At 58.9% G+C, this 20,633-nt stretch carries 34 protein-coding genes and 1 tRNA gene; all 35 read left to right on the forward strand.

The window, feature by feature from the left end; translation table 11 throughout:
* Positions 1 to 615: 615 nt before the first annotated feature.
* The 35 genes from rpsJ to clpX all read left to right on the forward strand — a co-directional run bounded on the left by rpsJ (position 616) and on the right by clpX (position 20,527).
* Positions 616 to 933: a 30S ribosomal protein S10 gene (gene rpsJ, locus DVU_RS06130; protein ID WP_010938597.1), complete on the forward strand. Its 318-nt coding sequence runs from the start codon at positions 616 to 618 to the stop codon at positions 931 to 933.
* 12 nt (positions 934 to 945) lie between these two features.
* Positions 946 to 1,575 (forward strand): 50S ribosomal protein L3, encoded by a 630-nt coding sequence (rplC, locus tag DVU_RS06135; protein ID WP_010938598.1) that lies wholly within the window; start codon positions 946 to 948, stop codon positions 1,573 to 1,575.
* 18 nt (positions 1,576 to 1,593) lie between these two features.
* Entirely contained in the window at positions 1,594 to 2,214 is a 621-nt protein-coding gene (gene rplD / locus DVU_RS06140; RefSeq protein WP_010938599.1) for a 50S ribosomal protein L4, read from the forward strand.
* A 13-nt stretch (positions 2,215 to 2,227) separates the two neighbouring features.
* A complete protein-coding gene (rplW, locus tag DVU_RS06145; RefSeq protein ID WP_011792455.1) occupies positions 2,228 to 2,518 on the forward strand; it encodes a 50S ribosomal protein L23 in 291 nt (96 codons plus the stop codon).
* Positions 2,519 to 2,521: 3 nt separating this feature from the next.
* Positions 2,522 to 3,352 carry a 50S ribosomal protein L2 gene (rplB, locus tag DVU_RS06150; RefSeq protein ID WP_010938601.1) on the forward strand — a complete coding sequence of 277 codons (831 nt, stop codon included), beginning with the start codon at positions 2,522 to 2,524 and terminating at the stop codon, positions 3,350 to 3,352.
* A gap of 9 nt (positions 3,353 to 3,361) precedes the next feature.
* Complete coding sequence (rpsS, locus tag DVU_RS06155; protein WP_010938602.1) at positions 3,362 to 3,643, forward strand: 30S ribosomal protein S19; 282 nt, start codon at positions 3,362 to 3,364, stop codon at positions 3,641 to 3,643.
* Positions 3,644 to 3,655: 12 nt separating this feature from the next.
* Complete coding sequence (gene rplV / locus DVU_RS06160) at positions 3,656 to 3,994, forward strand: 50S ribosomal protein L22 (protein WP_010938603.1); 339 nt, start codon at positions 3,656 to 3,658, stop codon at positions 3,992 to 3,994.
* Between the two features lie 4 nt (positions 3,995 to 3,998).
* Positions 3,999 to 4,637 carry a 30S ribosomal protein S3 gene (gene rpsC, locus DVU_RS06165; protein WP_010938604.1) on the forward strand — a complete coding sequence of 213 codons (639 nt, stop codon included), beginning with the start codon at positions 3,999 to 4,001 and terminating at the stop codon, positions 4,635 to 4,637.
* Between the two features lie 2 nt (positions 4,638 to 4,639).
* Complete coding sequence (gene rplP / locus DVU_RS06170; RefSeq protein ID WP_010938605.1) at positions 4,640 to 5,053, forward strand: 50S ribosomal protein L16; 414 nt, start codon at positions 4,640 to 4,642, stop codon at positions 5,051 to 5,053.
* Between the two features lies 1 nt (position 5,054).
* Entirely contained in the window at positions 5,055 to 5,240 is a 186-nt protein-coding gene (rpmC, locus tag DVU_RS06175) for a 50S ribosomal protein L29 (protein WP_010938606.1), read from the forward strand.
* Between the two features lie 10 nt (positions 5,241 to 5,250).
* On the forward strand, positions 5,251 to 5,517 hold the full coding sequence (gene rpsQ, locus DVU_RS06180) for a 30S ribosomal protein S17 (protein ID WP_010938607.1): 267 nt from the start codon (positions 5,251 to 5,253) through the stop codon (positions 5,515 to 5,517).
* A 10-nt stretch (positions 5,518 to 5,527) separates the two neighbouring features.
* Entirely contained in the window at positions 5,528 to 5,896 is a 369-nt protein-coding gene (gene rplN, locus DVU_RS06185) for a 50S ribosomal protein L14 (RefSeq protein ID WP_010938608.1), read from the forward strand.
* A 9-nt stretch (positions 5,897 to 5,905) separates the two neighbouring features.
* On the forward strand, positions 5,906 to 6,229 hold the full coding sequence (rplX, locus tag DVU_RS06190; RefSeq protein WP_010938609.1) for a 50S ribosomal protein L24: 324 nt from the start codon (positions 5,906 to 5,908) through the stop codon (positions 6,227 to 6,229).
* Between the two features lie 11 nt (positions 6,230 to 6,240).
* Complete coding sequence (gene rplE, locus DVU_RS06195; RefSeq protein WP_010938610.1) at positions 6,241 to 6,780, forward strand: 50S ribosomal protein L5; 540 nt, start codon at positions 6,241 to 6,243, stop codon at positions 6,778 to 6,780.
* Positions 6,781 to 6,792: 12 nt separating this feature from the next.
* Positions 6,793 to 6,978 carry a type Z 30S ribosomal protein S14 gene (locus DVU_RS06200; RefSeq protein ID WP_010938611.1) on the forward strand — a complete coding sequence of 62 codons (186 nt, stop codon included), beginning with the start codon at positions 6,793 to 6,795 and terminating at the stop codon, positions 6,976 to 6,978.
* 18 nt (positions 6,979 to 6,996) lie between these two features.
* Entirely contained in the window at positions 6,997 to 7,377 is a 381-nt protein-coding gene (rpsH, locus tag DVU_RS06205) for a 30S ribosomal protein S8 (RefSeq protein WP_010938612.1), read from the forward strand.
* A 12-nt stretch (positions 7,378 to 7,389) separates the two neighbouring features.
* Positions 7,390 to 7,929: a 50S ribosomal protein L6 gene (gene rplF, locus DVU_RS06210; RefSeq protein WP_010938613.1), complete on the forward strand. Its 540-nt coding sequence runs from the start codon at positions 7,390 to 7,392 to the stop codon at positions 7,927 to 7,929.
* A 13-nt stretch (positions 7,930 to 7,942) separates the two neighbouring features.
* Entirely contained in the window at positions 7,943 to 8,302 is a 360-nt protein-coding gene (gene rplR / locus DVU_RS06215) for a 50S ribosomal protein L18 (RefSeq protein WP_010938614.1), read from the forward strand.
* A gap of 19 nt (positions 8,303 to 8,321) precedes the next feature.
* Entirely contained in the window at positions 8,322 to 8,813 is a 492-nt protein-coding gene (gene rpsE / locus DVU_RS06220) for a 30S ribosomal protein S5 (RefSeq protein WP_010938615.1), read from the forward strand.
* Between the two features lie 9 nt (positions 8,814 to 8,822).
* Positions 8,823 to 8,993 carry a 50S ribosomal protein L30 gene (gene rpmD / locus DVU_RS06225; RefSeq protein ID WP_010938616.1) on the forward strand — a complete coding sequence of 57 codons (171 nt, stop codon included), beginning with the start codon at positions 8,823 to 8,825 and terminating at the stop codon, positions 8,991 to 8,993.
* A complete protein-coding gene (gene rplO / locus DVU_RS06230; protein WP_010938617.1) occupies positions 8,993 to 9,439 on the forward strand; it encodes a 50S ribosomal protein L15 in 447 nt (148 codons plus the stop codon). The genes rpmD and rplO overlap by 1 nt, the downstream gene beginning before the upstream one ends.
* Positions 9,440 to 9,442: 3 nt before the next feature.
* Positions 9,443 to 10,756, forward strand: a complete 1,314-nt coding sequence (gene secY / locus DVU_RS06235) for a preprotein translocase subunit SecY (protein WP_010938618.1) — start codon at positions 9,443 to 9,445, stop codon at positions 10,754 to 10,756.
* A 1-nt stretch (position 10,757) separates the two neighbouring features.
* Positions 10,758 to 11,537 (forward strand): type I methionyl aminopeptidase, encoded by a 780-nt coding sequence (gene map / locus DVU_RS06240; protein WP_010938619.1) that lies wholly within the window; start codon positions 10,758 to 10,760, stop codon positions 11,535 to 11,537.
* 93 nt (positions 11,538 to 11,630) lie between these two features.
* Positions 11,631 to 11,744 carry a 50S ribosomal protein L36 gene (gene rpmJ, locus DVU_RS06245; protein WP_010938620.1) on the forward strand — a complete coding sequence of 38 codons (114 nt, stop codon included), beginning with the start codon at positions 11,631 to 11,633 and terminating at the stop codon, positions 11,742 to 11,744.
* Between the two features lie 18 nt (positions 11,745 to 11,762).
* A complete protein-coding gene (rpsM, locus tag DVU_RS06250) occupies positions 11,763 to 12,131 on the forward strand; it encodes a 30S ribosomal protein S13 (protein ID WP_010938621.1) in 369 nt (122 codons plus the stop codon).
* A 148-nt stretch (positions 12,132 to 12,279) separates the two neighbouring features.
* Positions 12,280 to 12,669 carry a 30S ribosomal protein S11 gene (gene rpsK / locus DVU_RS06255; RefSeq protein WP_010938622.1) on the forward strand — a complete coding sequence of 130 codons (390 nt, stop codon included), beginning with the start codon at positions 12,280 to 12,282 and terminating at the stop codon, positions 12,667 to 12,669.
* A 15-nt stretch (positions 12,670 to 12,684) separates the two neighbouring features.
* On the forward strand, positions 12,685 to 13,311 hold the full coding sequence (gene rpsD / locus DVU_RS06260; RefSeq protein ID WP_010938623.1) for a 30S ribosomal protein S4: 627 nt from the start codon (positions 12,685 to 12,687) through the stop codon (positions 13,309 to 13,311).
* 12 nt (positions 13,312 to 13,323) lie between these two features.
* The gene (locus tag DVU_RS06265) at positions 13,324 to 14,367 is read left to right on the forward strand and encodes a DNA-directed RNA polymerase subunit alpha (RefSeq protein WP_010938624.1); all 1,044 of its coding nucleotides are present in this window, start codon (positions 13,324 to 13,326) and stop codon (positions 14,365 to 14,367) included.
* A complete protein-coding gene (gene rplQ / locus DVU_RS06270; RefSeq protein WP_010938625.1) occupies positions 14,357 to 14,758 on the forward strand; it encodes a 50S ribosomal protein L17 in 402 nt (133 codons plus the stop codon). The genes DVU_RS06265 and rplQ overlap by 11 nt, the downstream gene beginning before the upstream one ends.
* A gap of 141 nt (positions 14,759 to 14,899) precedes the next feature.
* On the forward strand, positions 14,900 to 15,826 hold the full coding sequence (locus tag DVU_RS06275; RefSeq protein WP_010938626.1) for a selenium metabolism-associated LysR family transcriptional regulator: 927 nt from the start codon (positions 14,900 to 14,902) through the stop codon (positions 15,824 to 15,826).
* On the forward strand, positions 15,816 to 16,871 hold the full coding sequence (selD, locus tag DVU_RS06280; protein WP_010938627.1) for a selenide, water dikinase SelD: 1,056 nt from the start codon (positions 15,816 to 15,818) through the stop codon (positions 16,869 to 16,871). The genes DVU_RS06275 and selD overlap by 11 nt, the downstream gene beginning before the upstream one ends.
* A gap of 135 nt (positions 16,872 to 17,006) precedes the next feature.
* Positions 17,007 to 17,091 (forward strand) — tRNA-Leu (locus DVU_RS06285).
* Between the two features lie 78 nt (positions 17,092 to 17,169).
* Positions 17,170 to 18,471, forward strand: a complete 1,302-nt coding sequence (gene tig, locus DVU_RS06290; protein WP_010938629.1) for a trigger factor — start codon at positions 17,170 to 17,172, stop codon at positions 18,469 to 18,471.
* Positions 18,472 to 18,657: 186 nt separating this feature from the next.
* A complete protein-coding gene (gene clpP / locus DVU_RS06295) occupies positions 18,658 to 19,263 on the forward strand; it encodes an ATP-dependent Clp endopeptidase proteolytic subunit ClpP (protein WP_010938630.1) in 606 nt (201 codons plus the stop codon).
* Positions 19,264 to 19,273: 10 nt separating this feature from the next.
* A complete protein-coding gene (gene clpX, locus DVU_RS06300) occupies positions 19,274 to 20,527 on the forward strand; it encodes an ATP-dependent Clp protease ATP-binding subunit ClpX (RefSeq protein WP_010938631.1) in 1,254 nt (417 codons plus the stop codon).
* Positions 20,528 to 20,633 lie beyond the last annotated feature (106 nt).

The following is a 20,633-nucleotide window of genomic DNA, read 5'->3' on the forward strand; positions in this document are numbered from 1 at the left end:
GTCTTTTTTTTTGTGGAAATGTGTTGACTGGGGTGCTGGCTCCGTGTAGAAGATTCTTCGCGCCACCAACTGGCGTGATTTTTAAGACCCCTGTGACGGCAGGGGAAGGGCGGATGGAGTCCGTCCTGATGCGCTTGGTTCGCCAAGTTTGACATTTGCAGGCGTTACTTATGCCGCAATTTTGTCTTGCCGTTCCAGTCCAGAGTGTGGGCTGTAAGGTACTGAACATGCGCGGGGAGCTTGGTTTCCCCGATTGGGTAACCCTGTGGGACCACCTGACTAGCCGGACATTGTCCGGTAAGGGCCAGGCTGGCTACACGCAAACGTATCTTCCTTGTTCGAGCGGATGGCTGTAGCTGGCAACTGGTCAGCAATCACTGTCTAGCTTTCGAGAGCAACGAAGATACCCCGCAAATAGCGGGGTTTTTGCGTAGCATCGTTCTGCCTGAGTCCGCGTCGAAGGATTGTGACGAACGGCGACCTCATGCGCTCTTCGTCCGGGCGGAGATCGATGCCGCCACCGTCTGTGAGGAACTCGCGCCGGAGGGCACTCGCTTCCCGTGGCGGGCTGCCGGAAAGCAAGGGTATGTTTTCCAGATAACGGAGTAATCAACAATGACGACAGTTAGCAGTGATCGTATCCGGATCAAGCTCAAAGCTTACGATTACCGCATCCTGGACAAGGCTGTGGCTGAGATCGTAGATACGGCGCGCAACACGGGCGCTGGTGTCGCAGGTCCTATCCCCCTGCCCACCAACATCCATAAGTTCACTGTGAACCGAAGCGTGCACGTGGACAAGAAGTCGCGTGAGCAGTTCGAGATGCGTATCCACAAGAGGCTCATGGACATCCTCGAGCCCACGCAGCAGACCGTGGACGCCCTGGGCAAGCTGAGCCTGCCGGCCGGCGTTGACGTCGAAATCAAGCTCTAGTGAGAGGAAGTCATGGCTGAGAAAATGGGAATTCTGGGTCGCAAGATTGGTGTGACCCGCATCTTCGCCAGCGATGGTTCCGCCGTGGCTGTCACGGTCATCAAGGCCGGCCCCTGTCCGGTCACTCAGGTAAAGACCGTCGCTACCGATGGGTATGACGCCATCCAAATCGCTTTTGACGAAGCCAAAGAAAAGCACCTGAACAAGCCTGAAATCGGCCATCTGGCCAAGGCTGGCAAGGGTCTGTTCCGTACCCTTCGTGAAATCCGCCTCGAAGCTCCCGCCGCCTACGAAGTGGGCAGTGAGCTTGACGTTACCCTGTTCGCCACCGGCGATCGCGTCAAGGTCTCCGGGACCAGCATCGGTAAGGGCTACCAGGGCGTCATGCGCCGCTGGAACTTCGCCGGCTCCAAGGACACCCACGGCTGCGAAAAGGTTCATCGTTCCGGTGGTTCCATCGGTAACAACACCTTCCCGGGTCATGTGTTCAAGGGCAAGAAGATGGCTGGTCACTGGGGCAACGAGAGCGTGACCGTCCTCAACCTCGAAGTGGTGGACGTCCGCCCCGAGGACAACGTGATCCTGGTCAAGGGTTCCGTGCCCGGTCCCAAGAACGGCCTGGTCATGGTGCGCAAGCAGTAACGAAAGAGGAAGATCACAATGGCTGTGGTTAAAGTATACGATCAGAACAAGCAGGAAGCCGGAGAAATCACCCTGGCTCCCGAAGTGTTCGAAGTCGAGGTGAGGCCTGAGATTCTGCACCTCGTCGTGCGCGCGCAGCGTGCCGCCTTCCGTGCCGGCACCCATGCGACCAAGACCCGTGCCTTCGTCTCCGGCGGCGGCCTCAAGCCTTGGCGCCAGAAGGGCACCGGTCGTGCCCGTGCTGGCTCCATCCGTTCGCCCCTTTGGCGCGGTGGTGCCATCATCTTCGGCCCCCAGCCGCGCGACTACGAGTTCAAGGTCAACAAGAAGGTGCGCAAGCTCGCTCTTCGCATGGCCCTCAGCTCGCGTCTGGCCGGCAGCAACCTGCTTGTTGTCAAGGGGTTCGAACTGCCCGAAGTCAAGACCAAGCTGTTTGCCAAGATTGCTGACACGCTCGGCCTCGACAAGGCGCTGATCATCGCCCCCGAAGAAAACACGACGCTGGCCCTGTCTGTCCGCAACATCCCCGGGATCACCATCGCCACCCCTGAACAGCTCAGTGTGTACGAGATTCTCAAGCACAAGCAGCTCGTTCTCGTGGAAGGTGCCGTGGCCTCCGTTCAGGACAGGCTCAAGTAAGCGAGGTAGGGTCATGGACTACACGAAAATACTCATCAAGCCCCTCATCTCCGAAAAGACGACCTACATCAAGGAACTCTCCCGTCAGGTCGCCTTCTTCGTTGATCCCCGGGCCAACAAGATCGAGATCAAGAAGGCCGTGGAAGCGGCGTTCAAGGTGAAGGTCGCCGACGTCAACGTGGTAAACCGCAAGTCTTCCGACCGCGTCCGTCAGGGCCGCGTTGTGGGCAGGGTTGCCGGCTTCAAGAAGGCTTATGTGACCCTCGCCCCCGGTGAAAAAATCGAATTCTTCGAGGGAGTGTAAGCAATGGCTGTCCGTAAGCTCAAACCGACCTCTCCTGGCCGTCGCTTCCAGACTGTCTCCGATTTCGAGGAGATCACCCGGAGCACACCTGAGAAGTCGCTCGTCATCGGTCTGACCAAGAAGAGCGGTCGTAACAACAACGGTCGTGTAACCAGCCGTCGTCGTGGTGGTGGCCACAAGCGCCTCTACCGCATCATCGACTTCCGTCGTGACAAGGCTGGCATTCCCGCGAAGGTCGCTCATATCGAGTACGACCCGAACCGTACCGCTCGTATCGCACTGTTGCACTATGCTGACGGTGAGAAGCGTTACATCCTCGCACCTGTCGGCATTCGTCAGGGCGACATGATCCTTTCCGGCGAAGGTGCCGACATCAAGCCCGGCAACGCGCTTCCGATGTCCCGCATCCCGGTGGGTACCAACCTGCACAACATCGAACTGCAGCCCGGTCGTGGCGGTCAGTTCTGCCGTGCAGCTGGCACCTACGCCCAGCTCGTCGCCAAGGAAGGCAAGTACGCGCTGCTGCGCCTCCCCTCCGGTGAAGTTCGCAAGGTGCTTGCCGCCTGCTGCGCCACCGTGGGCCAGGTTGGCAACGTCAACCATGAGAACATCTCCCTGGGCAAGGCCGGCCGCGCACGCTGGCTCGGCAATCGCCCCAAGGTCCGCGGCGTAGCGATGAACCCGATCGACCACCCCTTGGGTGGTGGTGAAGGCCGCAGCTCCGGTGGCCGTCATCCGGTGTCCCCGTGGGGTATGCCCACCAAGGGCTACAAGACTCGCGACCGGAAGAAGGCTTCTTCCAAGCTCATCATCAAGCGCCGCGGTCAGAAGTAGGAGTAGAGCATGCCCAGGTCTCTGAAGAAAGGCCCGTTTGTAGACGGGCATCTGATGAAGAAAGTGGATATGGCTGTGGCGAACAGCGACCGTCGCGTTATCAAGACGTGGACGCGTCGCTCCACCATCCTTCCTGAGATGGTGGGCCTGACCTTCGCCGTGCATAACGGCAAGAAGTTCATGCCTGTGTTCGTTACCGAAAACATGGTCGGTCACAAGCTGGGTGAGTTTGCTCCCACCCGCACGTACCATGGCCATGCCGCCGATAAGAAGAGCAAAGCCAAGAAGTAGTGGGTGACTCCGATGGAATCGAGAGCAACTGCGAAATTCATGCGCGTTTCTCCGCGCAAGACCCGACTGGTCGCCCGTAACATCGACGGGCTGCCCGTCGAGGATGCGATGAACCTCCTGCGGTTCACCCCCAATAAGCCGGCCGGTGTGCTTTACGACGTGCTGCGTTCAGCGCTTGCCAATGCCCAGCAGATGCCCGGCGTTGACGTGGACGCCATGGTCGTCAAGCAGGTCGTCGTGAACGAAGGCCCCAGCTGGAAGCGTTTTCTGCCCCGTGCACAGGGCCGCGCTACTCGCATCAAGAAGCGCACCAGCCATATCACCGTGATTCTCGCAGAAGGTCAGGAATAGGCTTATGGGTCAGAAAGTACATCCGTTCGGGTTCCGGCTGGGGTACAACAAGAACTGGCAGTCCCGCTGGTACAGCAAGAAAGAGTACCCTGCCTTCGTGTTTGAAGACCACAACATCCGCAAGTTCGTGAAGAAGACCCTCTACCATGCGGGTCTTGCGAAGATCGAGATCGAACGTGCCGGCGGTAAGGTGCGCCTCATTCTGAGCACCGCCCGTCCCGGTATCGTCATCGGTCGCAAGGGTGTGGAAATCGAGAAGCTCCGTGCCGACCTGCGCAAGAAGTTCAAGCGCGAGTTCGCCATCGAAGTGAACGAGATCCGCCGCCCTGAAGTCGAATCGCAGCTTGTGGCTGAGAACATCGCTCTTCAGCTTGAGCGTCGCGTCGCCTTCCGTCGTGCCATGAAGCGCACGGTGAGCATGGCTCGCAAGTTCGGTGCTGAAGGCATCAAGGTCACCTGCTCCGGTCGACTTGCCGGTGCTGAAATCGCGCGTACCGAATGGTACCGTGACGGCCGCGTGCCGCTGCAGACCCTGCGCGCTGACATCGACTTCGGCTTTGCCGAGGCCCGTACCACGTACGGTGTGATCGGCGTCAAGGTCTGGATATTCAAGGGTGAACTCCTTGACAACGAGGTAGCGTAGCAATGCTTAGCCCCAGAAAGGTAAAATTCCGCAAGTGGCAGAAGGGCCGCAACAAGGGTGTCGCCACCCGCGGTGCCACTGTCGCTTTCGGTGATATCGGTCTCAAGGCCATCGAGCACGGCAAGCTGACGAGCCAGCAGATCGAAGCTGCTCGTATCGCCATGATGCGCCACATCAAGCGTGGCGGTAAGGTTTGGATTCGCATCTTCCCCGACCGCCCCGTAACCGCGAAGCCCCTCGAAACCCGTCAGGGTTCCGGTAAGGGTTCGCCTGTGGGCTGGTGCGCCCCCGTGAAGCCCGGTCGCGTGCTTTACGAAATCAAGGGTGTCAGCCTCGAACTGGCCAAGGAAGCTCTGACTCGTGCTGCGCACAAGCTTCCGGTCAAGACTGTCATCGTCGTGAGAGAGGGCGTCTAAGATGAAGGCCGCTGAACTTAGGAAACTCACTGCCGAAGAGCTTAAGACCAAGCTCGTCGAGCAGCAGCAGGAACTGTTCAATCTGCGCTTCCGTCATGCCACCGCGCAGCTGGAGAACACCTCCAGCATGGGTGACGCCCGGCGTACCATCGCGCGGATTCAGACCATTCTGAAGGAAAAGGAATAGGGAGCGTAGCATGTCCGAAGCTACTTACCAGCGGAAGGGAAGAACGCTCGTCGGAATCGTCGTCAGCGACAAGAACGACAAGACCATCGTCGTCCGCGTCGAGACTCTGGTCAAGCACCCGCTTCTGAAGAAGTATGTGCGCCGTCGCAAGAAGTTCACCGCTCATGATCCCATGAACGAGTGTGGCATTGGCGACAAGGTTAAGATCATCGAGTTCCGTCCGCTTAGCCGCAACAAGCGCTGGCACCTCGAATCCATTCTCGAAAAAGCCGTCTAGGGGTTAAACGATGATCCAGGTTGAATCCACACTGCAGGTGGCGGATAATTCCGGCGCGAAGAAGGTCGCCTGCATCAAGGTGCTCGGCGGTTCCCATCGTCGGTACGCCACCGTGGGCGACATCATCATGGTCTCCGTCAAGGAAGCCATGCCTCACTGCAAGGTGAAGAAGGGTGATGTCATGCAGGCTGTCATCGTGCGGACCGCCAAGGAAGTCCGCCGCGCCGACGGCTCCTACATCAAGTTCGACTCCAACGCCGCCGTTCTCCTGAACAAGCAGGGTGAACCGGTCGGGACCCGTATCTTCGGTCCCGTTGCCCGCGAACTTCGCGCTCGCAACTTCATGAAGATCGTCTCCCTGGCGCCTGAAGTCCTCTAGGAGTTCACCGTGAAGCAGTTTCGTATTCACAAAGACGACAAGGTGATGGTGATCGCCGGTAAGGACAAGGGGAAGATCGGCAAGGTGCTCAAGATCCTTCGCAACAAGGATCGCATCCTCGTCGAAAAGGTGAACGTGGCCAAGCGCCACGTTCGTCCCAACCCCTACCGTCAGCAGCCCGGCGGCATCATCGAAAAGGAAATGCCGTTGCACGTTTCGAACGTGATGGTGGTGTGCGATGCCTGTGCCAAGCCTACGAAGGTCGGGTACCGCTACACCGAGGACGGCAAGAAAGTCCGCTTCTGCAAGAAGTGCAACGAAATCATCGACTAAGGTGAGAGACGATGACGCGTCTTGAAAATATCTACCGCGAGAAAGTGGTTCCGGTATTGCAAAAGGAGTTCAACTACGACTCCTCGATGCAGGTTCCCGGGATTGTAAAAGTCTCTCTCAACATCGGTCTCGGTGCTGCGAGCCAGAACAACAAATTGATGGAAGAAGCCCTCAAGGAGTTGACTGTCATCGCCGGTCAGAAGGCCGTCGTCACCCGTGCCAAGAAGTCCATCGCGTCGTTCAAGCTTCGCGAAGGCATGCCCATCGGCTGCCGTGTGACCTTGCGCAAGGAACGTATGTGGGACTTCCTGGACAAACTGATCAACTTCGCGCTTCCGCGCGTGCGTGACTTCAGAGGCGTTCCGGATCGTGGTTTCGACGGCCGTGGCAATTTCACGCTCGGCATCAAGGAACATGCGATTTTCCCGGAAATGGAAGCCGATAGGGTTGAGAATCCCAAGGGGATGAACATCACCATCGTCACCACCGCCACGACCGACAAGGAAGGCAAGCTCCTGCTCGACCAGCTGGGCATGCCTTTCAGAAAGTAAGGAGAAACGGCAGTGTCTCGTACCTCCCTCGAAGTCAAGGCGCAGCGCAAGCCGAAGTTCTCTGCCCGCGCCTATAACCGTTGCCCGATCTGCGGTCGTCCGCGTGCCTACCTTCGGAAGTTCGGCCTGTGCCGTATCTGCTTCCGCAACATGGCCCTTCGCGGCGAACTGCCCGGCGTTCGCAAGTCGAGCTGGTAAAGTCACAAGGAGAAAGGAATGTTGACTGATCCTATTGCTGATATGCTCACGCGTATCCGCAACGCGCACTTGGCCCTGCATAAGGAAGTGAGTGTGCCGCGCTCGAAGATGAAGGAATCCCTCGCCGCCATCCTCAAGCAGGAAGGCTACATCGAAGATGTCGCGACGGAAGAGGGCTCCATCAAGCTGACCCTCAAGTATTTCAAGGGTAAGCCCGTCATCAGCGGTCTGAAGCGGGTGAGCAAGCCCGGTCGCCGCGTGTACGTTGGCATGCACGAGATCCCCAAGGTCCAGAACGGCCTTGGCATCTGCATCCTCTCGACCTCCCGCGGGGTCATGGATGGGAACAGCGCCCACGAAAGCAAGGTGGGCGGCGAACTCTTGTGCGAAATCTGGTAGGCGGGTGCAAACATGTCCAGAATAGGTAAGCAGCCCATTCCCATTCCTTCCGGTGTGGAAGTGAAGATCGGGAATGATGTTGTAGAGGTTAAGGGCCCCAAGGGGGCGCTGACCACCCCCGTTTGCTCCGTGCTTTCGTACGAAGTGACCGACGGCAAGGTTGTCATCACCCGCCTCGACGAGACCCGTCAGACCCGTGCGCAGCATGGTCTGCGCCGCACGTTGCTCGCCAACTGCATCGAAGGTGTCTCGAAGGGCTTCTCCAAAACCCTCGAAGTCGTCGGTGTCGGTTACAAGGTAGCTGTCAAGGGCGACGTGGTTGACCTGTCGGTGGGCTACTCCCACCCGGTGCTCATCGACCTGCCCGCTGGCATCTCTGCCAAGGCGGAAGGTAACAAGCTGACCATCTCCGGTGTTGACAAGGAACTGGTAGGCGAAGTTGCCGCGCAGATGCGCCGCGTGCGTAAGCCTGAGCCCTACAAGGGCAAGGGTATCAAGTACGATAACGAGCAGATTCGCCGCAAGGCCGGCAAGTCTGGTGGTAAAAAATAGGTTGGGTTGAGACATGAAATTCACCAAGAATGAAGCCAGACTGCGGCGCAAGGTCCGCATCCGGAAGAAGATTTCCGGAACTGCCGAAAGGCCCCGGCTGGTGGTCTACAGGTCCAACCTGCACATCTACGCCCAGATCGTGGATGACACCACCGGAAGCACCCTCGTCGCTACGTCCACGCTGTCCATCAGCCGTACGCAGGAAGGCGTGCACGCCAACAAGGCCGGCGCCGAGCTGGTCGGCAAGGAAATTGCCCGCCTCGCCAAGGATAAGGACATCCAGAGCGTGGTGTTCGACCGCAACGGCTACCTCTATCATGGGCGCATCAAGGCCGTTGCCGACGGTGCCCGTGAAGCTGGCCTTGAATTCTAACGGTTGGTAGGTATCTGGCATGGAACAGAACGAATTCGGATTGATCGAAAAGATCGTCTACCTCAACCGCGTTGCCAAGGTCGTGAAGGGCGGTCGCCGTTTCAGCTTCAGCGCCCTCGTCGTCGTTGGTGACGGGAAGGGGTCTGTCGGCTTCGGCCTGGGCAAGGCTCAGGAAGTGCCGGAAGCTCTTCGCAAGGCCACCGAGCGTGCCAAGAAGAGCATGATCGAAGTCCCGCTGATCGACGGTACGCTCCCTTACGAGATCCTCGGTCGCTTCGGTGCAGGGCATGTCCTGCTGAAGCCCGCTTCGAAGGGTACCGGCATCATCGCTGGCGGGGCCGTGCGCGCCGTCATGGAAGCTGTCGGTGTCACCGACGTGCTCACCAAGGCGATCGGCACCAACAACCCGCACAACGTCCTGCGCGCCACTGTCGCCGGTCTCGCCTCGTTGCGTAGCGCCGAGGAAGTGGGCCAGCTGCGCGGCAAGAAGCTTGAAGCGCCCAGGAAGTAAGGACTAGCCATGATCAAGGTCAAGCTCGTTCGCAGCCTGATCTGCTGCAACCCCACTCAGCGCGCCACCGTTGCCGCTCTGGGTTTGCGCAAGGTCGGCAGTGAGAAGACGTTCAAGGACGATGCCGCCATTCGCGGCATGATCAACAAGGTGAAGCATCTGATCGAGGTCAGTGAGTAATGAGACTGCACGATCTGTATCCGTTCCCTGAGGAACGCAAGACGCGCAAGCGTGTAGGCCGTGGCTCCGGCTCCGGTCTCGGCTGCACGTCCGGTAAGGGTAACAAGGGTCAGAATGCCCGCGCAGGCGGCGGTGTGCGTCCCGGCTTCGAAGGTGGCCAGATGCCTTTGCAGCGTCGTCTGCCCAAGCGTGGCTTCAAGAACATGTTCGCGGTCAAGTACGAAGTCATCAACCTTGCTCGCCTCCTTGCTGCCTTTGAAGGCAAGGCGGAGATCACCCTTGATGACATCTACGACCGTGGCCTGTGCAGCCTCGGCTCTGCTGTCAAGATCCTCGGCGAAGGTGACGTGACCACGGCCATCAAGGTCGAGGCTCACAAGTTCAGTGCCTCCGCTGTCGAGAAGATCCGCAACGCCGGTGGCGAAGCCAAGGCATTGGAAGGGTAAACCGTGGCTCTGAGTGGTGTTGATAATCTGGCGCGTCTGCCTGAGCTTCGGAGCAAGCTCATGTGGACATTCCTGTTGCTGGCCGCCTACCGGATAGGGGTACATGTCCCGATTCCCGGTGTGGATTCCTCGGCTCTGGCAGATTTCTTTGCCAGCGTTCAGAACACCCTTTTTGGCCTCTTTGACATGTTCTCCGGGGGCGGGCTTCGCAACTTGTCGGTGTTCGCCCTCGGGATCATGCCTTACATATCCGCATCCATCATCTTGCAACTGCTTCAGGTCGTTAGTCCCGACCTGAAGCGGCTTGCCAAGGAAGAGGGCGCTGCGGGCAAGCGGAAACTCACCCAGTATACCCGGTATGCCACTGTCCTGATCACCGTGATCCAGGGCCTTGGTATCGCCATCGGTCTTGAGAGCATGCACAGCCCCGCCGGGGCTCCTGTCGTGCTTGAAGCCGGGTGGGCCTTCCGTCTTGTGACCATCATCACCCTGACCGCGGGCACTGTGCTCATCATGTGGCTGGGTGAACAGATAACCGAGAAGGGACTGGGCAACGGTATTTCGTTGATCATCTTCTCGGGTATCGTCGCCGGTATCCCCGGCGGCATTCTGAAATCTGCACAGCTCATCAGTGCCGGAGACATGAGCCTCTTTGCGGCCATCGTCATCCTCGCGCTGATGGGATTGGTGCTGGCAGGCATCGTGTTTGTGGAACGCGCTCAACGACGGATTCCGATTCATTATGCCAAGCGGCAAGTGGGTCGTAAGATGTTCGGCGGGCAGACCACACACCTTCCGCTTCGCGTGAACACGGCCGGGGTCATCCCGCCCATCTTCGCGTCGAGCCTGCTCCTGTTCCCGGCGACCGTAGCGAACTTCGCCACAAGTGACTGGCTCAAGTCCGTGGCCTCTTGGTTCTCACCCCACACGATCCCGTATAACATCCTGTTCATTGCGTTGATCGTGTTCTTCAGCTTCTTCTATACGGCTATAATCTTCGATCCGAAGGATATTGCTGAGAATCTGAAGAAGGGTGGTGGTTTCATCCCCGGCATCCGGCCCGGAGACAAGACCAAGGAGTACATCGACAAAGTGCTGACCCGGATCACACTCTGGGGTGCCATCTACATATCCGTGATTTCCGTGCTGCCCATGTTCCTGATTGCGCAGTTCAACGTGCCGTTCTATTTCGGCGGCACCAGCCTGCTCATTCTGGTCGGTGTGGCGATGGATTTCATGTCGCAGATCGAATCCCATCTGATTTCGCGCCAGTACGAAGGGCTCATGAACAAGACCCGGATCAAGGGGCAACGGTAACTTGAAAAAGTACCGCGGTATATTCATCAAGAACGAGAATGAGATAGGCCTCCTTCGGGAGGCCAATCGAATCGTGGCTTCGATCCTTGACGTTCTGGGCGAACACGTTCGCCCAGGCGTCAGGACGATGCATTTCGAAGAACTGGCTCAGAAACTGTGTCAGGAACACGGAGTGAAGCCCGCCTTCCAGGGGTATTACGGCTATCCGTTTGCCCTGTGCTGTTCCGTCAACGAAGAGGTCGTTCACGGCTTCCCGTCTGAACGGATACTGAACGAAGGCGACATTGTGAGCTTTGACATGGGCGTCGTCTATGAAGGCTTCTACGGAGACTCGGCACGCACCTTCCCGGTCGGAAAGGTGAGCGACGAGGCTACCCGTCTCATGGACGTGACCCGTGAATCGCTCATGAAGGGCATAGCGCAGGCAAAACCGGGAAACAGTCTCTATGACATCTCTGTTGCCGTGCAACGGCATGTTGAGAGCAACGGTTTTCAGGTCGTCCGGCGTTTTGTGGGGCACGGTATCGGTCGCGCCTTGCATGAGAAGCCCGAAGTGCCCAACTTCGTGCCTCCGGGCATCACGGGCGTACCTCTGAAACCCGGTATGGTGCTAGCCATCGAACCCATGGTGACAGTCGGTACGTACGAGGTGGAAATCCTCGATGACAACTGGACGGCCGTCACCCGGGACAGAAAGCTGTCTGCTCACTTCGAGCATAGTGTCGCGATCACCAACGACGGCTGTGAAATCCTCAGCCTGTCACCCGGTGCTGTACGCTAGAGGTTGACGACCTTGTGACGGAGTGGTATCCGTCCCTGTTCCGGCAGGGCTTGTCGTTCTGCCGGCGTCCAACGTTACCTAACGGAGACGAAGATGAAAGTTAGGCCTTCCGTCAAGAAAATCTGCCCCAAGTGCAAGGTGATCCGGCGCCGGGGCGTGCTGAGAGTCATCTGCGAAAACCCCCGGCACAAGCAGCGCCAGGGCTAACCACTCAGGAGTCAGACTGTGGCCAGAATTGCTGGTGTCGATCTGCCCCGTGGCAAGCGCGTTGACATCGCGCTGACCTATATCTACGGTATCGGTCGTGCAACCGCCCTTCAGATCCTCGATGCTACGGGTGTCAACTGGACCCGTAACGTTGACGATCTCAACGCGGACGAAGTCAACGAGATCCGCAAGGAAATCGAACAGAACCACAAGGTCGAAGGTGACCTGCGCCGTGAAATCAGCGCGAACATCAAGCGTCTGATGGACATCGGCTGCTACCGTGGTCTGCGTCATCGTCGTGGACTTCCCGTCCGCGGTCAGCGTACGCATACCAACGCCCGCACCCGCAAGGGTCCGAGGCGCGGTACCGTCGGCAAGAAGAAGTAGTCTCTTTTTCGGCTAGTTAGGCGTGGAATCTCACCTGGCTTGCGGGACAATCTCCCCCAATGACCAGTGCGGCACGGCTCTGTCATGACTGAGCTCGTTCAGAGGTTCCGGCACAGCCCAAATTCCAGCGTCAAAGAAGAGTGAAGTTATGGCAAGACCCAAGCGTACGGTCAAAAAGAGAGAGAAGAAGAACGTCCCTGTCGGGCTCGCCCACATCCAGGCGACGTTCAACAACACCATCGTGACCTTCACGGACACCAGGGGTAACACCATCAGCTGGGCCAGCGCCGGGCAGAGCGGTTTCAAGGGGTCTCGCAAGAGCACTCCTTTCGCCGCCCAGATGGCCGCCGAGCAGGCTGCCAAGAAGGCTCAGGAAAACGGCATGAGGACCGTGGGCATCTACGTGAAGGGCCCCGGTTCCGGTCGTGAAGCCGCCATGCGTGCTATCAATGCCGCCGGTTTCAAGGTCGCGTTCATTCGCGACATCACCCCCATTCCGCACAACGGTTGCCGTCCGCCCAAGCGGCGCCGCGTCTAAGAGGAGGACACAGCCTTGGCTAAGTATACCGATGCTAAGTGCCGTCAGTGCCGCCGTGAAGGTACCAAGCTTTTTCTGAAGGGCGACCGTTGCTTCACCGATAAGTGCGCTTTCGATCGTCGTCCCTACGCTCCCGGCCAGCATGGCCGCGCGCGCAAGAAGGTAAGCGACTACGCCGTCCAGCTGCGTGAGAAGCAGAAGGTCCGTCGTATGTATGGCATCCTCGAACAGCAGTTCCACGCGTATTTCACCAAGGCCGACATGGCCAAGGGTGTTACCGGTGCGAACCTTCTTTCGCTGCTCGAGAGACGCCTTGACAACGTCATCTACCGCCTTGGTTTCGCAAACTCGCGTAACCAGGCTCGTCAGCTCGTCCGTCACGGGATCTTCACCCTCAACGGCCGCAAGGTGAACATTCCTTCCTTGCAGGTCCGTATCGGTGACACGATCGAAGTGCCTGAAAAGAGCCGCAAGATCCCCGTGCTGGCCGAAGCGCAGGAAGTGATCGCCCGCCGTGGCTGCCCCGCATGGCTTGAAGCCGACGGCGCGAACTTCCGCGGCGTTGTGAAGGCCCTGCCGCAGCGCGAAGACATTCAGTTCCCGATCAACGAGCACCTGATTGTCGAGCTTTACTCCAAATAAGCGGGTGTGAGCATGCTCATCAAACAAGGCGACAGGCTTATCAACACGCGGAACTGGTCGGAACTGGTCAAGCCGGAGCAGATCTCCCGGGATGGCGAAGTCTCCGACACCATGTACGGAAAGTTCGTCTGCGAGCCTCTGGAGCGCGGGTATGCAACGACCATCGGCAATGCCATGCGTCGCGTGCTTCTCTCTTCTCTTCAGGGTGCTGCGTTCGTGGCGGTCAAGATCTCGGGCGTACAGCACGAGTTCACCACCATCCCCGGCGTGCTCGAAGACGTGACCGATGTCGTGCTGAACCTCAAGCAGGTTCGTCTTGCCATGGACACCGAAGAGCCCCAGTATCTGGAGCTCAAGGTGGACAAGAGGGGCGCGATCACCGCTGGTGACGTAAGAACCAACCAGCATGTCATGGTTCTCAACCCTGATCAGCATATCGCGACCCTGACCGAGGACATCGAGCTCACCTTCGAGCTCGAGGTCCGCATGGGCAAGGGCTACGTGCCCGCCGATATGCATGAAGGGCTCAGCGAGGAGATCGGCCTCATCAAACTCGACGCCAGCTTCTCGCCCGTGCGCAAAGTCGCCTATACGGTTGAGCAGGCTCGCGTCGGCCAGATGACGAACTATGACAAGCTCATTCTCGAAGTCTGGACCGACGGTTCAGTCTCTCCCGAGGATGCGATTGCCTACAGCGCGAAGATCATCAAGGACCAGATTTCCGTCTTCATCAACTTCGATGAGCGGATTTCGGGCGAAAACTCGAACGGGTCTGCCGATTCCGGCGAATTCAACGAGCATCTCTTCAAGAGCATCGATGAGCTCGAACTTTCCGTTCGTGCCACTAACTGCCTGAAGAGCGCCAATATCGCCCTCGTGGGTGAACTGGTCCAGAAGTCCGAGAACGAGATGCTGAAGACCAAGAACTTCGGTCGCAAGTCGCTAGACGAAATCCGTCGGGTGCTTGGTGACATGGGGCTCGACTTCGGCACCAAGGTCGACGGCTTCGAGAAGAAATATCAGGAATGGAAGAGGAAGCAGCAACATGAGGCATAGCAACTCCGGCAAGAAGCTGGGGAGAACGCCCTCGCACCGTAAGGCGTTGTTCCGCAACCTGGCTAAGGCCCTCCTGACGCACGGCAAGATCCGTACGACCGAGATCAAGGCCAAGGAACTTCGCCGCGTGGTGGAGCCCCTGATCACCCTTGCTCTGCGCAACGATCTGCACGCTCGTCGTCAGGCCTACAGCGTTCTTGGCAGCCACCAGCTTGTCAAGCGTCTGTTCGACGAGATCGGCCCTGCATTCGTCGGCGTGCCCGGCGGCTACACCCGCGTGGTGAAGCTTGGCCAGCCCCGTCGTGGCGACTGCGCGCCCCTCGCCATCATCGAGTTCACCCGTACCGTTGCTGCCTCCGAGGCCGCTGCGGCACCTGCTGAAGCCGAATAGGCGAGTCCTGACGTAGTATGAGAGGCAGCTCCTTCGGGGGCTGCCTTTTTTTCGTGTCTTGCCCGATGAGAACTGTCTGCCGACTATCAAGGTTACGGCTACGAGCTTGCGTTATTGGGATATTCGATATATCCTATAGCCATGATTGATTATCGTAGGCTTGAAGCCTTTTGCAAAGTGTATGAGTTGCGTAGCTTCTCTCGTGCAGGTGAAGATCTCTTTCTCTCTCAGCCGACCATAAGTGCTCATGTCCTCGCCCTGGAGAAGGACCTCGGCATGCAGCTTCTCGACCGGCTCGGGCGAAGTGTGCTGCCGACTCCGGCTGGGGATGTGCTGTACCGGCACGCGATGAACGCCTTTGAAAGCCTTGAGGCTGCCAAATCCGAGCTGGCGATGCTTCGGGATGAAGTGAGCGGTGAACTTGTCCTCGGGGGCAGTACGATCCCTGCGCATCATATCCTGCCGCCAGTGCTTGGCACCTTCCTTCGCCGTCACCCGTGCGTCAGTGTGAAGATTTGTGTCGGCGATACAGAGGACATCATGCAAAGCGTCGCACAGGGCGAAGTGATGCTTGGTCTTGTGGGTGACCTGCGGCCTCAGCCCGACCTCCATTTCGAGGCTGTGATTGATGACGAACTTGTCGTCATTGCGCATCCGCAGATGGTAGAGGGGGGCGTCCCTCATGCTGTTGCCGAATTGGCCTCATATCCTTGGGTCATGCGTGAGAAAGGGTCCGGGACGCGTAGCGCCTTCCTCAACGGGCTTGATGCCCTTGGTGTCGACTGGCGCCTGTTCGATGTCGTGCTGACCGTGGGCAGCACTGAAGCCGTCATCCAGTATGTCCGGGCAGGGCTGGGCATCAGTGTCACATCCCGTATCGCCGTTGCTGACGCCCTTGGCAGGGGTGAGCTTGTGGAGATTCCGCTTTCCGACTATCATCCTGCGCGAAAATTCTATTGCATTCATCATGCGCGGCGAACCCTGTTCCCTTCCGCCCTCGCCTTCATGACGGCGCTTCGGGAAGGTGCCCGTGTTGTTGCTGAAGATGGAGAATCGCATGACCGTTGACCGCCTCACATCGCGTTCGCGCGCCGCCGGTTGAGCGGCAAAGATTGCTCCGGGGGACCTGGAGCGTATTCTTGCGACGCTTCCCCGCGACCCGCGGGAAGGGGAGAGGGTGGTTGTAGGTACGCGTGACAATGAGGACGCAGCGATTGTCAGGGTGCCGGGCGGCAAAGCCATCGTCCAGACCCTTGATTTCTTCACACCCATCGTCGACGACCCGTATCTGTTCGGGCAGATAGCCGCAGCCAACGCCCTTTCTGATGTCTACGCCATGGGAGGGGAACCGTGGTGCGCGTTGAATATCGTCTGTTTTCCCGTGAAGGAACTGCCGGAGGATATTCTCGCAGACATCCTGCGGGGCGGGGCCGACAAGGTGCGAGAGGCCGGCGCTGTTCTTGTCGGTGGCCATAGCATCGAAGATGAGAGCATCAAGTATGGTCTTTCCGTCACCGGCATCATCGACCCTGATTGCTATGCTACAAACACAGGGCTTCGTCCCGGAGATGTGCTTCTGCTCACCAAGCCCCTTGGCAGTGGTGTGCTTGCCACGGCAGTGAAGGCCGGGTGGGATGGCTTTGAAGCGCATGAACAGGAACTTGGCAGGTGGGGGGCGATGCTGAACAGGGCAGGGGGACGGGTCATCCGCGAACTTGGCCTTGCCGCCGCAACCGACGTGACCGGCTTCGGGCTTGGCGGACACCTGCTTGAAATGGCCAATGCCTCGAACATGTCGGTGCATGTGGATGTCTCGACGTTGCCACTCATGCCCGCCGTGCTGGACCTCGTTGCTACCGGCTTGTTGCCTGCGGGAAGCCACGCCAACAGGCATTTCTGTTCCGGGAATGTGTCCGTGCATCCCGAAGTCGATTCCCTTCTTGTCGACATCGTGTTCGACGCGCAGACCTCGGGCGGGTTGATTCTTGCCGTGCCGCCGCATCTTGTTGATGACGCCTGTTCCATCCTGCGCGCTGAAGATGCCCCCTTCTGGCGTATCGGACATGTCGAAGAGATGGGCGAGGGCGTGCCGCGACTCGTCCTTCAGCCTTGAGCCTGTCCTAATGCTTCGGGAAGTCGAATGTTTCTGGGTAAATGTCTCGACTTGCGCATAACTGTCACAAATGGTACACAAGCGGGCTTCGTGACAACGACGCGTTGTTGCGCGCTGCGCAACAACCCCGTGTGCGCGAGAGTGGCGGAATAGGTAGACGCACTGGACTTAGAATCCAGCGCCTTTGTGCGTGGGAGTTCGAGTCTCCCCTCTCGCACCAGCTACAGGGCTGACAGCATGGCTGTCATAACTGTCCGTAAACGATATCACGCCCCACATCGAGGAGGAGCGTAGCGCCATGGAATATAAGGTAGAAGACGTTTCGCCGGTCAAGAAGAAGGTCAACGTCACTGTTCCCGTCGAAGAGGTCGATGCCGCTCTTGGTGCCGCCATCGCCATGTACCGCACAAGCGTGAACCTCGACGGTTTCCGCAAGGGCAAGGTTCCCGCCTCCATCGTCGAGAACCGCTTCCGCAAGGAAATCTACGCCGAGGCGACGCAGGACCTCGTCAACGTGCATATCAATGAAATTGTCACGTCTCTCGCAGTGTCTCCGCTTTCGCGCATCGATTTCGATGGCGGCGAGCTTGAGCGTGGCAAGGAGTTCTCGTACACCATCTCCTTTGAAGTGATGCCGCAGTTCGATCTGCCCGACTACGAAGGCTTCGCTGTCGAACAGGAGAAGGCCGTCGTCGACGAGAAGGAAGTGGACGAGGTCATCGCCCGCATCCGTCGCAACATGGCTGAACTCGTGCCCGTCGCCGAAACCCGTCCGGGTGCAGACGGTGACGTGGTCGTGCTCGACTTCGCCGCTTTCGAGAACGGTGAGCCCATCGAAGGCGTCAGCGCCGAGAACTTCCAGCTTTCCCTCGGCGAGAAGCAGTCTCTCGAAGACTTCGAGAATCTGGTGAAGACCATTCCCGCCGGTCAGGAGGCTGAAGGCCCCATCACCTTCCCCGATGACTTCCTGAACCCCGATTTCGCAGGCAAGACCGTGACCATGAAGGTCAAGGTCCATGCCGTGAAGGAACGCCGCCTGCCTGAAATCGACGACGCGCTGGCCCAGAAGGCCGGTGGCTTCGAGAGCATGGAGAAGATGCGCGAAACCGTCGTCACCTCCTACATGCAGAGCCGCGAGCAGCTGCACAAGGCCACCGCGCAGAAGTCCATGCTGGACAAGCTGCTCAAGATGGTCGATTTCGCGCTGCCCGAATCCATGGTCGACATGTATGTCGGCAACCTCATCGAAGACATGCGCGTCAAGATGGAGCGACAGGGCCGGGGGCTCGAGTCGCTCGGCAAGACTCCCGAACAGTTGCGTGAGCAGGTACTGCCCGAAGCGCAGCAGATCGCCCGCAGCCAGATCTTCCTGCTGGCCGCAGGCCGCAAGGAAGCTGTCGAAGTCTCCGAGCAGGAAGTGGATGGACAGCTGCAGCAGCTGGCCATGCGTTCCGGTCAGGATTTCGATACCCTGAAGGACTACTACGTCCGCAACGGCCTCATCTTCAATCTGCGTGACCGCCTGATCGCCGACAAGGCGATGGACGCCATCTACGCCAAGGCCAATGTCACGATGGTAGACCCTGCGCCCGCAGCCTAGGGCTGCGCCTCGGCGAACGTCGAAGCGTAACGGGGAGCGCCCAGGCGCTCCCCTTTTTCGTCCTGTGTGCGACTGTCGCCCTTGTGGTGGCTACGCCTCTTCTGTTATCAATCAGGGTGTGCTCGACATCAGGCGCTCCAGAAAACGCCCTGAGACGCACAGCATATCGCCATCGAGGAGTCTCACATGCCAGTGCCGATAGTCATCGAATCGACCGGACGCGCAGAGCGCGCCTATGATATCTATTCCCGTCTGCTCAAGGACCGTATCGTCCTGCTGGGAACCCCCATCGACGATCAGGTCGCCTCGCTCATATGCGCACAGCTGCTCTTTCTCGAATCGGAGAATCCGGAGAAAGAGATACACATGTACATCAATTCCCCTGGTGGCTCCGTGACGGCGGGCATGGCGATCTATGACACCATGCAGTACATCAATTCGCCCGTATCCACGCTGTGCATGGGGCAGGCGGCCAGCATGGGAGCGTTGCTTCTGGCTGCAGGCGCGCCGGGGCTGCGTTTCTCCCTGCCGCATAGCCGTATCATGATCCACCAGCCCTCCGGGGGCTTTCAGGGACAGGCCACGGACATCGACATTCAGGCGCGCGAAGTACTGCGACTCAAGCAGAGCCTGAACGCCATCATGAGCCAGCACACCGGCAAGCCGCTGGAACAGGTTGCGCTTGATACCGAGCGTGATTACTTCATGGGGCCTGAAGAGGCCCAGGCCTATGGCCTGATCGACCGTGTGCTCACCTCGCGTAGCGAGGCCACAGATACCATTTCCAAGTAGGGTACCATCAATGTCCAGCAATACCGGCGGTTCCGACCGCGAATTGCGCTGCTCGTTCTGCGCCAAGGGGCAGGATGAGGTGAAGAGGCTCATCGCCGGGCCGGGCGTATACATCTGCGACGAGTGCGTCGCTCTTTGCAACGAGATCGTGGCGCATGAGGATGCAGGCGAGCGGGAGGAGATGGACAGGCTTCTCACGCCTGCCGAGATCAAGGCGCGGCTCGACGAGTATGTCATCGGCCAGCATCAGGCCAAGAAGATCCTTTCCGTAGCCGTGCACAACCACTACAAGCGCGTCTTCTATGCCGAGGCTCTCGGGGGCGAGGTCGAGCTCGAGAAGAGCAACATCCTGCTCATCGGCCCCTCCGGCAGCGGTAAGACGCTGCTCGCCAAGACGCTTGCACGCGTGCTGAAGGTCCCCTTCGCCATCGCTGACGCCACCACGCTGACAGAAGCGGGCTACGTCGGCGAGGATGTGGAGAACATTCTCGTGCAGCTTCTGCAGAATGCCGATTACGACATCGAAGCTGCAGCCAAGGGCATCATCTACATCGATGAAATCGACAAGATTTCACGCAAGGGCGATGGCCCCTCCATCACCCGCGACGTGTCCGGCGAAGGTGTGCAGCAGGCCCTGCTGAAGATCATCGAAGGCACGGAAGCCAACATCCCGCCCAAGGGTGGGCGCAAGCATCCGCAGCAGGAATTCATCAGGATGGACACCTCCAACATCCTGTTCATCCTCGGTGGAGCCTTCATCGGCCTCGACAAGATCGTAGACCAGCGTTCGGGCGGCGGTTCCATGGGCTTCGGCGCCAAGGTGTCCAACCGCAAGGATCGTCCGCTTGGCGAGTTGCTCGATCAGGTGCACCCGAACGACCTTGTGAAGTTCGGTCTCATCCCCGAGTTCATCGGCCGTATCCCTGTCGTCACCCATGTCGACGAACTGGGCGAGGAAGACCTCATCCGCATCCTCACCGAACCGAAGAATGCGCTGGTGCGGCAGTACCAGAAGCTGTTCGAACTCGACAAGGTGACGCTGCGCTTCACCGCCAACGCGCTCAAGAGCATCGCTTCGCAGGCCATCGAACGCAAGACCGGCGCACGCGGTCTGCGTAACGTGATGGAAAACGTCATGCTCGACATCATGTACAGCCTGCCCACCCTCGAAGGTGTGAAGGAATGCATCATCAACCGGGCCGTGGTCGAGAAGGGCCGCGAACCGGTTCTCATCTACGATACCGAGGCCAAGACAGGCTCATAAAAAGGCCGGTCACACATCGGAGCGTTGACTTTACCGGACGGGGCGTTACTTCTGCCAGACGCCCCGTTCCTTTTGAACGGCGTAACGCGCCGCGGCCGCGGAGACG

It is taken from the genome of Nitratidesulfovibrio vulgaris str. Hildenborough (genome assembly GCF_000195755.1).
Taxonomy (GTDB): domain Bacteria; phylum Desulfobacterota; class Desulfovibrionia; order Desulfovibrionales; family Desulfovibrionaceae; genus Nitratidesulfovibrio; species Nitratidesulfovibrio vulgaris.